This is a genomic window from Mycolicibacterium setense (assembly GCF_000805385.1).
Lineage (GTDB): Bacteria > Actinomycetota > Actinomycetes > Mycobacteriales > Mycobacteriaceae > Mycobacterium > Mycobacterium setense.
In genome coordinates this window covers 1,343,080-1,355,432 of record NZ_JTJW01000006.1, presented here as the reverse complement: position 1 = coordinate 1,355,432, position 12,353 = coordinate 1,343,080, and the positions used below count along the sequence as shown (strand labels likewise).

The following is a 12,353-nucleotide window of genomic DNA, read 5'->3' as shown; positions in this document are numbered from 1 at the left end:
CAGTCGTGGGCCAGTTTTCGGATTCGTGGGCCGCGCTGCGTGCGGCGGTGGCCGGGCTCGCACCCGGCGACTTCGGCCGGCCGTCCGGATGCGCCGGATGGTTGATTCGAGATCTGGTGTGCCACCTCATCATTGACGCCCAGGACGTGTTGATCACCCTGGCCACCCCGGCCGAGTCCCTACCGACCCGCGATGCACTGACCTACTGGGAGGTCACCGGCACACCTCCGGGTGGTGAGGATCCCCTGGACGCGCTGACCGTCCGGCTGGCAGCGGCATACGAGGATCCGGCGCTGCTCGCGTTCCATCTCGACGACGTGGGCTCGGCCGCGGGGCGAGCGGCCGACCTCGCCGACCCCGACCTGCGGGTGGGTACGAAGGAGCAGGTGCTCACCGTCGGGGACTACCTGAACGCCTACGTTCTGGAATGGACGCTGCACCACCTTGATCTCGTCGCACACCTGCCGACGATGCCAGGCCCGCCCGCGTCGGGCCTGGCCGAATCTCGGGCGATGTTCCAGGCCATCACGGGTTTCCGGTTTCCCGCGACGTTCTCCGACACCGATGTTCTGCGGGTGGGCACGGGCCGACGGCCCCCGACCGATTCGGAGAAGTCGGAACTGGGGGCGACGGCGGCGCGACTGCCGATTGTGCTGGGCTGATCGCATTCTCTGGTCAAGCGGGCCGCAAACAGTCGATGATTACCTGACATCAGAGGCGACGGTAAGGATCTCCATGTCGACACATCGAGCTGTTCACGTCCAATCCTCAGGCGGTGCCCTGGAACTCGTTGACACACAGACCGTCTCACCGGAGCGGGGCCAGGTTCGGGTGGCCGTGGCCGCGTGCGGGGTGTGCGGCACCGATCAGGCCATCGTCAACGGCGGGTTCCCGGGTATGGCCTGGCCGGTGACCCCGGGCCACGAGATCGCCGGCACCGTCGCCGAAGTCGGTTCCGGTGTCACCGATTTCGCAGTGGGTGACCGCGTCGCGGTCGGCTGGTTCGGTGGCCACTGCGGGGTCTGCACCCAGTGCCGTAAAGGCTTCTTCATTCATTGTGAGAAGGGACAGATACCGAGCCTGCACTACCCGGGCGGCTACGCAGAATCGGTGACGGTGCCGGCCAATGCGCTCGCCCGGATCCCCGACGAACTGTCTTTCGTCGAGGCCGCCCCGATGGGGTGTGCCGGGGTGACAACCTACAACGCCCTTCGCCACACCCGTGCCGTTGCGGGCGATCTGGTCGCGGTTCTGGGTGTCGGCGGCCTGGGGCATCTCGGCCTGCAGTTCGCCCATGCGATGGGTTTCGAGACGGTGGCGATCGCCCGTGGCCCGGGCAAGGAGGCCGATGCCCGCTCGCTGGGGGCCAGGCATTACATCGACTCGACCGCCGGGGACGTCAGTGCGGCGCTGCGCGATCTGGGCGGCGCGGCCGTGGTGCTGGCCACCGTGGGCAATTCGCAGGCCATGGCCGACACCGTCGGCGGGCTGGCGCCGCGCGGCGAACTGGTGGCGATCGGGGTGTCGGCTGACCCGTTGCCGATCAGCCCGGTGCAACTGATCCAGCCCGCGCTGAGTATCTCCGGGCACCCGTCCGGTACGGCGCGGGACGTCGAGGAGACGATGCATTTCGCGGTGCTGTCGGGGGTGCGCGCACTCATCGAAGAGCGTCCGCTCGCCGAGGCGGCGAGCGCGTACGCGGCGATGGAACAGGGCCAGGCGCGCTACCGCATGGTGTTGACGATCTGATCTATCCCACCCCGCCCGTCGCTGTGAACAGGTAGCGTCGGTACTTCGTTTGCTGGACGACGAATCGGTGGGGGCCGGGATGGGATGGAAGCGGATGGACACGGTTGCCGGGCGGATTTTGTCCGGACGGCCACGTGGTGTTGTCCGAAAGTTCGTCCGTGACATCTACTCTGCCCCGGTGCATTTCACGCCGGGATGGCTCAGAACATCGGTATTCGCCGCGCTCATCGCCCTATCGGGCTGGACGGTAGGCGTCCCGTCCGCGTGGGCGGCGCCCGTGCCGTCGGCGCAGATCGACTTCGGCGGCATGATGCGCACCTACCGACTCCACCTGCCGGCCGGAGGGGCGCCGTCGGGGCTGGTGGTCAATCTGCATGCCGCCGGTGCGACCGGTGCCGAGCAGGCGGCGCTCACCCATTACGACGCGGTCGCGGATGCCCACGGATTCGCAGTCGTCTATCCCGATGGCATCGATTACAGCTGGGCGGACGGTCGTGGCGCCTCGGTGCCGGACCGGCAGGGCGTCGACGACGTGGGGTTCATCTCGACGCTCGTCGACCGCCTCGTCGCCGAGAACGGCATCCCGCGGGGCCGGGTGTATGCCACTGGTTTGTCGGCCGGGGGGTTCATGGCCAACCGGTTGGCGTGCGACCGGGCCGACCTGTTCGCGGCGATCGCGCCGGTCGCCGGCACGCTCGGGACGAATGTCGGTTGCAGTCCATCGCGACCGGTGTCGGTGCTCGCCACATATGGGACAGCGGACCCCATCGTGCCGTTCGACGGAGGGCCGATGACCGGGCGCGGCGGAGGGAGCACCGTGCTGTCGGGCCCGGCCATGGTGGACCGGTGGCGGCAGGCCAACGGGTGCCCGGCACCGTCTGATGAGCTGCTGCCCGGCACCGGCGACGGCACCGAGACCCACCGCATCGCCTCCGATGGGTGTGCGGCCGGAACAGCGGTGGTGTTCATGCGGATCGACGGCGGCGGGCACACGTGGCCGGGCGTGCCCGAGTTACTTCCGGTCCAGAGCGTGGGCGCAGCAAGTCGAGCCTTCGACGCCTCTGACCTGTCCGGCCAGTTCTTCGCCTCTCACGGCAGATAGTCGCTTCCTGGCGACCGAGCGATCCGGCCGCCAATATTGATCACGCCGCGATTAACTGGTGCGCAGGTCGGGAACCCGGGTCGCGCTGGATCGAACAGCGTTGCGTACCAGTAGGATTCACGAATCCGTCGCGGGCGGTCACGGTCAAGTGGCAGGGCACGTCCTCGGCAGGCGCGCCGGAGCCAGGAGGATTGCGGCGATAGGGTCCGGACGTGGACTGGCACACCTGGCATGACGATTACGACCGGCCCGATTCGGCGTTGGCACACCGGCTTCGCGCGGTGCAGACCCTGATCCGGCAAGCGCTGGACGACGCTCCGGCAGGCCCGCTGCGGATCATCAGCCTGTGCGCCGGCCAAGGCCGGGATCTGCTGGAGGTCCTGGCGGATCATCCGCGTCGCCGTGACATCCGGGCGCGTCTGGTCGAGTTGGATCCCCGCAATGCCGAGGTCGCCGCCGGGACCGTGGACAAGTACGGGTTGAGCGAGGTGGAGGTGGTGACCGGTGACGCCGCACTCACCGACCACTACGCGGACCTGGTACCCGCCGACATCGTGGTGGCCTGCGGCATCTTCGGGAACATCACCGATGAGGACATCGAGCGGACGATCGGGTTCTTCCCGCAGCTGGCCAAATCCGGTGCCACCGTGCTGTGGACTCGCGGGCGCACCGTTCCGGACCGGATCCCGTTGATCCTCAACTGGTTTGACGAGCGGTCCTTCGACCTCATCTGGGTGTCGTCACCGGAGGTGAGCTATGGAGTCGGGGCCCATCGGTTCACCGGGCAGCCCGAACCGTTGGTGCCCGGTGCCCAGATCTTCGACTTCGTCGGCTCCGATGTGATCCGGGCGGCCGACCGCGCCGGCTGACGACATCGCAGGCTGGGCCGTAGTTCCACCGGGACCCGCCCGTTCCTAAGTACGCTTTTGAACGATGACTGAGGAAGGCCTGAACGGCAGGGCCCGCTTGCGCGGGGGGCTGCGTATGGCGCTGCGCGGACGCCGCGATCCGGCACCGGTCGCCGGCCGGCGCAGTCGCGCATCGGCCGGGATGGGTGACGTGCACACCCGCAAGGTGCTCGACCTGACCATCCGGCTCGCCGAGGTCATGCTGTCGTCGGGGTCCGGTACCGCCGACGTCGTCGCCACCACCCAGGACGTGGCCCAGGCCTACCGGCTCACCGACTGCGTCGTCGACATCACTGTCGCGACGATCATCGTGTCGGCGCTGCCCACCGCGGACAGTCCACCGGTCACGATCATGCGCGCGGTGCGGACCAGGTCGACGGATTACACCCGGCTTGCCCAGCTCGATCGGCTGGTGCGGCGGATCACCTCCGGCGGTATCACCGTCGACGAGGCCCACGAGGCCATGGATGAGCTGACCGAGAGCCCGCATCCGTTCCCTCGGTGGCTCGCGACGGCCGGATGGGCGGGTTTCGCGCTCGGCATCGCGATGCTGCTGGGCGGCAACTGGTTGACCTGCCTGCTGGCCAGCCTCACCGCCGCGCTGATCGACCGGGTCGGCCGGCTGCTGAACCGCATCGGTACGCCGTTCTTCTTCCAGCATGCGGTCGGCGCGGCGATCGCGACGGTGATCGCGCTGGGGGCTTACCGCTACGCCGGACAGGGTCTCAGCGCGCTGGTCGCCACCGGCATCGTGTTGCTGTTGTCCGGCATGACCCTGGTCGGTGCGGTACAGGATGCGCTGACCGGGTACATGGTCACCGCGGTCGCGCGCCTCGGTGATGCGGTCTTTCTCACCGCGGGCATCGTCGTCGGCATCACCGGGGCGCTTCAGGCCGCCACGCTGCTGGGCGTCGAGATCGAACTGCACGTCAACACCGCGGGCACCTTCATCACGCCGAGGGGACCACTGCCGATCGTCTTGGCGGTCCTGGGTGCCGCGCTGGCGGGGATCTGTCTGACCATGGCCAGCTATGCACCGCTGCGTTCGCTACCCACGGCCGGGCTCGCGGCCGGGCTGGCGGAGCTCACGTTGATCGGCCTGGGGACCGCCGGGTTCGGCCAGTGGGCGGCCACCGGCATCGCGGCGGTCGGTGTCGGTTTTCTGGCCACGCTGATCTCCATTCGCCGGCAGTCTCCGGCGCTGGTGACGGCGACCGCCGGCATCATGCCGATGCTGCCGGGCCTCGCGGTGTTCTGGGCGGTGTTCGCCTTCGCCGTGGATGAGAAGTTCGGTGAGGGACTGGCGCACCTGCTGACCGCGGCCGCGACGGCGTTGGCACTCGGTAGCGGCGTGGTGATGGGTGAACTACTCGGCTCGCCATTGCGATACCGGGCCGGACGCATCGGTGAGTTCTTCCGCAAAGAAGGGCCGCCGGGGCTGCGCCGGGCAGTGGGCCAGGTGGTGCAGCTACAACCGGCCGAGAACACCCCGGTTGTCGGTGTTCAACGCGAAAGCGTCCCGTTGGAAGCGGCCCCTGCCGATGAGCCGGACGCCGATGAGAGTGCGGAACCTGGCCACTGAATCAGCCGGTCAGGGTGATCCCACACCGGGAACGCCGACGCGCGCCTGCAGGATCCGTCCGGTCGACGAGCCCGCCAGAAGGCCTTCATGGGTCGTGTCGTCGACCACGAGGTACAGCGTTCGGCCGTCGTGACCGCCCAGCGCAGGTGCGACTGCCCAGCCGCGGTCGATCCCGATGCGGTGAGTGATCTCTCCGCCGGCGATCACACGCAGGAACTCCGCGGTGTCGTAACAGCCGACCCAGACTCCGCCCGCGGCATCGACGCACAATCCGTCGGGATGCCGGTCCGGTCCGAGTTCGGCGAAGACGGTCGGGCTGCCCAGGTTGCCGTCGAGGCCGACGGTGAAGGCCAACAGCCGCGACCCGTGGGTCTCGCTGACCACCAGGGTCGACCCATCGGGCAGGATGCCGAGTCCGTTGGGCATCGACAGCCCGCGCGCGACGACCCGCACGGTACCGTCGGCGCCGACCAGCCCGATGCTGCCGGTGATGGTACGGCCGTCTGCGATGTAGAGGTCGACGAATGTCCGGCCGTCCGGGGCCACCAGCAGATCATTGGTGGACCATGCGACGTCACTGATGTCGTACGAGGCGGTGACGCTGCCGGCGGCGTCGACGTGGTGCAGCTCGGCCGCGAAAAGCGTTGACACCACCAGTGTTCCGTCTGGAAGCCAGCCGAGCCCCGAGGCCCGTGCGAGTTCGACCTCGACTGCGAGGTCACCGGCTTCGCCGACCGAGTACACCCGGCCGGCGAGTCCGTCGGTGAACCACAGGCGCTCACCGTGCCAGCGTGGCCCTTCGCCGTAGACGAGCCCGTCGAGGAACGGGGCCGCGGCGATGGCCTCGACCGATGTCATCGGGCCCTCAGGTCCGGTTCAGCGATCAGGTGAACGGAAGGAAGTCGCCGTTGATCCAGACACCCCAGTGGCCGCCCGCGGGCAGGTTCCACCACACCATCGGGTGGCCTTGCCACGTCTCGGCCGGTTTCTTGGGCGCATTCGGCGGCGGCGGGAGGCTCGGGTCGGGATCGGCACTCGCGATGGCGGTGCCCAGGCCGATGGCGGCCCCCAACATGCCCGTGGCCGCGATGGTCGCCAGGGTTGCCTTGCTCATGAACATGAATGTCCACCTCGGTGCTCGACTGGAGAAGAACTTGGTACCCGAAGCTTAGCCAAACGAAGTGGTTGATTCTGCACTTGAGGTAGGCGACGGGCACATCGGTCATCCTGAACCCGCACGATGTGGCCCGCGGATGAGATCAGAAAAGTTTCTGTGCCGGATGTCGAGAACGCCGCGACGGCTCCGTCCCAGAGGTGAGCGACCAACTAGGGTCGCAGAACTGAAGGGAGAATCCCATGGCCAAGTACCTGTTTCTCAAGCACTACCGAGGCGCGCCCGCAGCGGTCAACGACATCCCGATGGACCAGTGGACGCCGGCCGAGATCGAGGCCCACATCCAGTACATGAACGATTTCGCGGATCGCCTGAAAGACAGCGGCGAGTACGTCGACAGCCAGGCCCTCGCCCCGGAGGGGGCCTGGGTGCGCCACGACGGCGAGGGTAAGCCGCCGGTAACCGACGGCCCGTTCGCCGAAACCAAGGACCTGATCGCAGGCTGGATGATCATCGACGTCGAGTCCTATGACCGTGCGGTCGAGCTTGCCGGAGAACTGTCCGCGGCGCCCGGCGCGGGTGGCAGGCCCATCCACGAGTGGCTCGAGGTACGTCCGTTCCTGACCGCCCCGCCGACCGTGACCGAATAGATGGAGCCCGGCGCGGTGGACGAGGCCCAGTTGCGGGATCTGATTCCCGGCGTCCTGGCCGCTCTCGTCCACCGCGGGGCCGACTTCGCGACAGCCGAGGACGCCGTACAGGAGGCGTTGGTCCGCGCCTGGGAAACCTGGCCGACCCGGCGACCCGACGATCCCAAGGGCTGGCTGGTCACGACGGCGTGGCGGCGATTCCTCGACACCACGCGCTCCGATGTCGCGCGGCGCAACCGCGAGGCGCAGGTCTTGGCCGAACCGGCGGCCGAACCTGCCTCGGCGGCGGACGACACGCTGCAGCTGTACTTCCTGTGCGCACATCCGAAGCTGACCGCGTCGTCGGCCGTCGCGCTGACGCTGCGTGCGGTCGGCGGCCTGACCACCCGCCAGATCGCGCAGGCCTATCTGGTGCCGGAATCGACCATGGCGCAACGGATCAGCCGCGCCAAGCGCACAGTCAGCACAGTTCGGCTGGATCGTCCCGGCGATCTGGGCACCGTCCTGCGCGTGCTGTATCTGGTGTTCAACGAGGGCTACACCGGCGACATCGACCTGGCCGCCGAGGCCATCAGGCTCGCCCGCCAATTGGCCAGGACCACCGACGACCCGGATGTCGCGGGTGTGCTCGCGCTGTTCCTCTTGCACCATGCCCGGCGTCCGGCGCGTACCCGTGCCGACGGGACCCTGGTTCCCCTGGCGGACCAGGACCGAACGCTGTGGCGGCGTGACCTCATCGCCGAGGGGATTTACATCCTGCAGGGCGCACTGGCCCGGGACCGGCTCGGCGAGTACCAGGCGCAAGCGGCGATCGCGGCGCTGCACGCCGACGCGCCGTCCACCGAGGAGACCGACTGGGTGCAGATCGTCGAGTGGTACGACGAACTCGTCGCCCTCACCGACAGTCCGGTGGTGCGGCTGAACCGAGCGGTCGCCGTGGGGGAGGCAGACGGTCCGCGGGCAGGGCTCGCGGCGCTCGCCGAATTGGAGCCGACGCTGCCACGTCACACCGCCGCAGCCGCCTATCTGCATGAGCGTGCGGGCGACATCGCGACCGCGGCACAGCTCTACGTGCGGGCCGCCGCCGAGGCGCAATCGCTTGCCGAGCGCAACCACCTCACCCTGCGCGCGTCTGTCCTGCACGGTCGCATTTCCTCCGGCGGCGGCTAACCTCCTAGTTGTGGGCAACAGTCGGATGAGAGTGTTGATCATCGGTGGGGGATTCGGCGGCCTGTTCTGTGCGCGCCGCCTGGGCGGCGTGGACGTCGACGTGACCCTGCTCGACCGGGCGGCCGGACACCTGTTCCAGCCGCTGCTCTACCAATGTGCCACTGGGACGTTGAGCATCGGGCAGATCAGTCGCCCGCTGCGTGAGGAGTTCGCGCGTCACCGCAACGTCACCACCCTGCTCGGCGAAGCGGTCGACGTCGACCCTCAGTCGCGTCAGGTGACCGCCCGCCGGCCGGACGAGACGACGTTCACCATCGACTACGACGTACTCGTCGTGGCGGCGGGAATGCAGCAGTCCTACTTCGGCAAAGAGCATTTCGCGCAATGGGCGCCGGGGATGAAGACGCTCGATGACGCGCTTCACATCCGGCAGCGCGTCTTCACCGCCTTCGAGATCGCCGAGACGCTGCCGCCGGGGCCCGAACGCGACGGTTGGCTGACATTCGCCGTGGCCGGGGGCGGGCCTACCGGAGTCGAGCTGGCCGGGCAGATCCGGGAGATGGCCACCCGAACCTTGGCGCACGAATTCCACAGCATCGATCCCGAGGAAGCCAGGGTGCTGTTGTTCGACGGCGGTGAGCGGGTGCTGAAGGCATTCTGTCCCGAGCTGGGGGAGAAGGCGACGCAATCGCTGAACCGGCTGGGCGTCGAGTTGCACATGGGTGTTCATGTCACCGACGTCCGTCGGGACGGGGTCACGATCTCTCCGAAAGCCGGTGGTCCCGACGAGCAATACGCGGCGCGGACCGTGTTGTGGACCGCGGGGGTCGAGGCTGTGCCGTTCGCCCGGCACATCGCCGAGGTGCTGGGCGCCGAGACCGATCGCAGCGGCAGAATCGCTGTGGAGCCGGACCTTTCGGTCGCCGGATATCCCGAGGTGTTCGTGATCGGCGACCTGGCCGGCCGCGAGAACCTCCCCGGTGTCGCCGAAAACGCGATGCAGGGCGGGTTGCACGTCGCGTCGTGTGTCCGCCGAGAACTCGCAGGCAAGCCCCGAAAGCCTTTTCGTTACCGCGACCTCGGCTCAGCGGCGTATATCGCCCGGGGTCAAGCACTTCTGCAAGTCGGCCCGGTGAAGGTGGCCGGGTTCTTCGGTTGGCTGGCGTGGGGTTTCATCCACATCGCGTTCCTGGCGGGAATCCGCAACCGGTTCAGCACGGTCGGCACCTGGCTGGTCACGATCGCGCGCGCCAGCCGCTCGCACCGGGCATTCATGCTCGGTGCCGCCGGCCTTCCCGAGCAGCGCTACACGTGGACGACGTGGGATGCGCTGCCACCGCCACCTGATTCGTCTCCGGAGCGCGACAAAACCTGAACACCGGCTTCGCGCCGGTTTCAGTAATCAGTTACCCGCCCCGCTCCGGCCTGGACTGAAGATCCGGTGCGGCGGCAGCGAGCAACGCCTTGCGGTCACCGGTGAGCGGTGGGTAGATCCGTTCGGTGTTGATGGTCCGCTTCGTGGCCGTGGCCACCGTCCCGGTTGCCACGACTCGCCGATCCCAGCCCTCGGTGTAGACCGCGCCCGCCGGACCCAGATCGAGAACGGTGACATACCAAGGGATTCGAAGTGCACGCATCGGGAGTCCGAGAATGTCGCCGATCACGTTGTACCCGGCGTACCGACCCATCGGCCTGCCGTGCTGACACGACATCACCGACAGATGACCATCGTCCACTCTGGCCGCGGCCACATCGCCTGCCGCGAGAACTCCCGACACCCCGTCGACCCGAAGGAAGTCGTCGACCGGCAACCGCCCGAACCGGTCGAGCGTCACCGGGAACTGCGCCGTCAGAGGATTGGCCCGCATTCCCGCGCACCACACCACGGTCGCAGTAGGCACCATGGCTCCCGATGAGAGCGTGACCGCGCCGATGTCAACCGCGTCCACGCTGACACCGGTCATGACCTCAACCCCGTTCTCGGCCAACGCCGTTTCGATCACCGGCCGCGCCGATGCACCCATATCCGACCCCACCTGGGCATTGTGGTCGACCAGCAGAACCCGGGGCGTGACGGTGCCGGCGCACATCGCGGCCAGGCGCGCGGGTAACTCGCACGCGGTCTCGATACCGGTGAGCCCCGCCCCGACCACGACGACCGTTGCAGCTCCTGTTGTTCGGGGATCGGCGGTCACGGCGTCCAGATGGGAGGCCAGCCGGGTGGCGCCGTCGAACGTGTCGACGTCGAAACCGAACTCGGCAAGCCCGGGGACATCAGGTCGCGCGACCCGGCTGCCTGCCGCCAACACCAGACGGTCATAGTCGACGACGAGCGTTCGCCCGCCCTGCTGCGCGGTGACAGTGCGAGCCTCGACATCGATTGCGGTGACCTCGGCGACGATGTGGGCCACACCGGCGGGATCGAGCAGTTCGCCCAGCGGGATCCGGCATTCCGTGAGGTCGGTTTCGTAGTTGCGCACCCGGATGTCGTGGAAGGGCCGGTCGCTGATGACGGTGATCTCGACCGGGGCCTCCGCTGATCCGATCTCGTCTACCCGTCGGGCCGCGGCGAGCGCTGCCCACAACCCGGCGAAACCCGATCCGATGATCAGAACGCGACCCACCGATTCAGCCTGCCACGCGGGACAAACCGTGGGCGCCGATATCGCCCGGCATTCGGTTTCGGTCCGGTCTGCGCCGCAGGACGACGATGGTCGTGACGGCGGTGACGATGAACAGCGCGGGGTTTGTGGAAACGACCAGAAGTTTGTCCAGCCTGGTCATCGTGGCAATCGCGGCATCGAGGGCTTCGACGTAAGTCGGGTACCCGGCACTCAGGCGATGCGACGTCCGATACAGCCAGGCGGCAAACCACATGAAGACCGCCAGGTAGACGGCCACCGCACCGGCCACCCAGATGCCTCGGCGCGGGCCCGCGGTTCGCACGGCCCGGTCGACCAGGGTGACCAGCAGCGGTACCGTCCACACCCAGTGATGTCCCCACGCGAGCGGCGTCACCGTGCATGACAGCATGCCGATGAGTGCGATCGCCAGCAGCGGATATCCGGTTCTGTGCGCCTGTTGTGCGGCAACGAAACCCAGTATCGCCGCGGCGCCGATCCCGAGCATCCACCACAGTGTCGGCATCGGTGCAGGTGCGGCCAACGTGGCCATGATCCCGCCGATCGAGAAGTTCCCGGGATGGGTGAGCGGTCCGATGCGGTCTGTCTCGAAGACCGCGTGCAGCCAGTAGGTCGTCGAATCGGTCGGTAGGACGCACCAGGTGACCGCGACGGTTGCCAGCGCCGTCGTCAGCGCGGTGACGCCCGCGCGCCACTGCCGGGTGAGGAACAGATACGGCACGAAAACGATGGCGGTCAGCTTGATGCCCGCGGCGATGCCGACTGACCATCCCCGCAGGCGAGCGTCCGGCGGTCGGGTGAGATCCCAGACGATCAGTCCCATCAGGACGAGGTTCACCTGCCCCTGCCACAGCGTGCCGCGTACGGCCTCGATGTCCACCGCCACCACACTCATCGCCGCGGCCAGCAGGACCAGTCGGCGATCGGTCCGGTAGCCGAGGAACATGGCGCATCGCCAGATCGTGGCGGCCAACGCCGAAAAGGACACCGCCATCCAGATCACCTGAGCGGCAGGGAAACTCGTGAGCGCCAACGGGATGAAGGCGATGGCCGCGAACGGCGGGTAGGTGAACCAACCGCCTCCGGGCACTTCCGTGGCGTACAGCGGTTGACCGTCGAGCAGCTGTTGTCCGCCGTGGCGATAGACGTCGAGGTCACCGCCGTTGGTGAACAGCCCCATGTGGGAGCCCGCCGTAAACGGTTCCAGATATTGCTGAGCCAGCACCGCCACCACGGCGGCCAGCCATGCGATCGCCACGGTTCGCGTCGACACCGCCCTGACCGTTGGAGAAGAAATGATCGAGCCCCCTCACGTTGCGAACCAGCCGACCCCCGACTGGTGAACGAAGCACGTTCGCACGCAACAACCAACCAATATATGAACCGCTTGTCGGATGGTGTTCGGCATGGCCAACACATGGCGATATCGTGCGAGC

General features: G+C 67.9%; 12 protein-coding genes. 8 read left to right on the top strand and 4 right to left on the bottom strand.

Annotation, left to right across the window (positions count from 1 at the left end; genetic code table 11):
* Window positions 1-5: 5 nt before the first annotated feature.
* The 5 genes from QQ25_RS17195 to QQ25_RS17175 all read left to right on the top strand — a co-directional run bounded on the left by QQ25_RS17195 (window position 6) and on the right by QQ25_RS17175 (window position 5,341).
* Window positions 6-662 carry a maleylpyruvate isomerase N-terminal domain-containing protein gene (locus QQ25_RS17195; RefSeq protein ID WP_039379751.1) on the top strand — a complete coding sequence of 219 codons (657 nt, stop codon included), beginning with the start codon at window positions 6-8 and terminating at the stop codon, window positions 660-662.
* A gap of 73 nt (window positions 663-735) precedes the next feature.
* Window positions 736-1,749, top strand: coding sequence for an alcohol dehydrogenase catalytic domain-containing protein (locus tag QQ25_RS17190; RefSeq protein ID WP_039379749.1), 1,014 nt, complete (start codon window positions 736-738; stop codon window positions 1,747-1,749).
* Window positions 1,750-1,927: 178 nt separating this feature from the next.
* Window positions 1,928-2,851: an extracellular catalytic domain type 1 short-chain-length polyhydroxyalkanoate depolymerase gene (locus tag QQ25_RS17185; RefSeq protein WP_162627801.1), complete on the top strand. Its 924-nt coding sequence runs from the start codon at window positions 1,928-1,930 to the stop codon at window positions 2,849-2,851.
* A gap of 212 nt (window positions 2,852-3,063) precedes the next feature.
* Complete coding sequence (locus tag QQ25_RS17180; protein WP_039379747.1) at window positions 3,064-3,720, top strand: class I SAM-dependent methyltransferase family protein; 657 nt, start codon at window positions 3,064-3,066, stop codon at window positions 3,718-3,720.
* A 64-nt stretch (window positions 3,721-3,784) separates the two neighbouring features.
* Window positions 3,785-5,341, top strand: coding sequence for a threonine/serine exporter family protein (locus QQ25_RS17175; RefSeq protein ID WP_039320259.1), 1,557 nt, complete (start codon window positions 3,785-3,787; stop codon window positions 5,339-5,341).
* 9 nt (window positions 5,342-5,350) lie between these two features.
* Here the strand turns inward: QQ25_RS17175 and QQ25_RS17170 are convergent, their stop codons facing one another.
* Complete coding sequence (locus QQ25_RS17170; protein ID WP_039379744.1) at window positions 5,351-6,199, bottom strand: SMP-30/gluconolactonase/LRE family protein; 849 nt, start codon at window positions 6,197-6,199, stop codon at window positions 5,351-5,353.
* Window positions 6,200-6,224: 25 nt separating this feature from the next.
* On the bottom strand, window positions 6,225-6,455 hold the full coding sequence (locus QQ25_RS17165; protein ID WP_407661800.1) for a hypothetical protein: 231 nt from the start codon (window positions 6,453-6,455) through the stop codon (window positions 6,225-6,227).
* A gap of 242 nt (window positions 6,456-6,697) precedes the next feature.
* On the opposite strand from QQ25_RS17165, the gene QQ25_RS17160 reads away from it, so the two are divergent.
* From QQ25_RS17160 to QQ25_RS17150, 3 genes are read left to right on the top strand one after another with little or no spacing between them, the layout of a single operon-like run.
* A complete protein-coding gene (locus QQ25_RS17160) occupies window positions 6,698-7,105 on the top strand; it encodes a YciI family protein (RefSeq protein ID WP_039320252.1) in 408 nt (135 codons plus the stop codon).
* On the top strand, window positions 7,106-8,275 hold the full coding sequence (locus tag QQ25_RS17155; protein ID WP_039379742.1) for an RNA polymerase sigma factor: 1,170 nt from the start codon (window positions 7,106-7,108) through the stop codon (window positions 8,273-8,275). It abuts the gene before it with no gap.
* Window positions 8,276-8,300: 25 nt separating this feature from the next.
* Window positions 8,301-9,650: an NAD(P)/FAD-dependent oxidoreductase gene (locus tag QQ25_RS17150; RefSeq protein WP_101906141.1), complete on the top strand. Its 1,350-nt coding sequence runs from the start codon at window positions 8,301-8,303 to the stop codon at window positions 9,648-9,650.
* 31 nt (window positions 9,651-9,681) lie between these two features.
* On the opposite strand, the gene QQ25_RS17145 is transcribed toward QQ25_RS17150, so the two are convergent.
* Together QQ25_RS17145 and QQ25_RS17140 are read right to left on the bottom strand one after the other, a co-directional pair.
* On the bottom strand, window positions 9,682-10,899 hold the full coding sequence (locus QQ25_RS17145; protein ID WP_039379740.1) for an NAD(P)/FAD-dependent oxidoreductase: 1,218 nt from the start codon (window positions 10,897-10,899) through the stop codon (window positions 9,682-9,684).
* Window positions 10,900-10,903: 4 nt separating this feature from the next.
* Window positions 10,904-12,190 carry a glycosyltransferase 87 family protein gene (locus QQ25_RS17140; RefSeq protein ID WP_082017552.1) on the bottom strand — a complete coding sequence of 429 codons (1,287 nt, stop codon included), beginning with the start codon at window positions 12,188-12,190 and terminating at the stop codon, window positions 10,904-10,906.
* Window positions 12,191-12,353 lie beyond the last annotated feature (163 nt).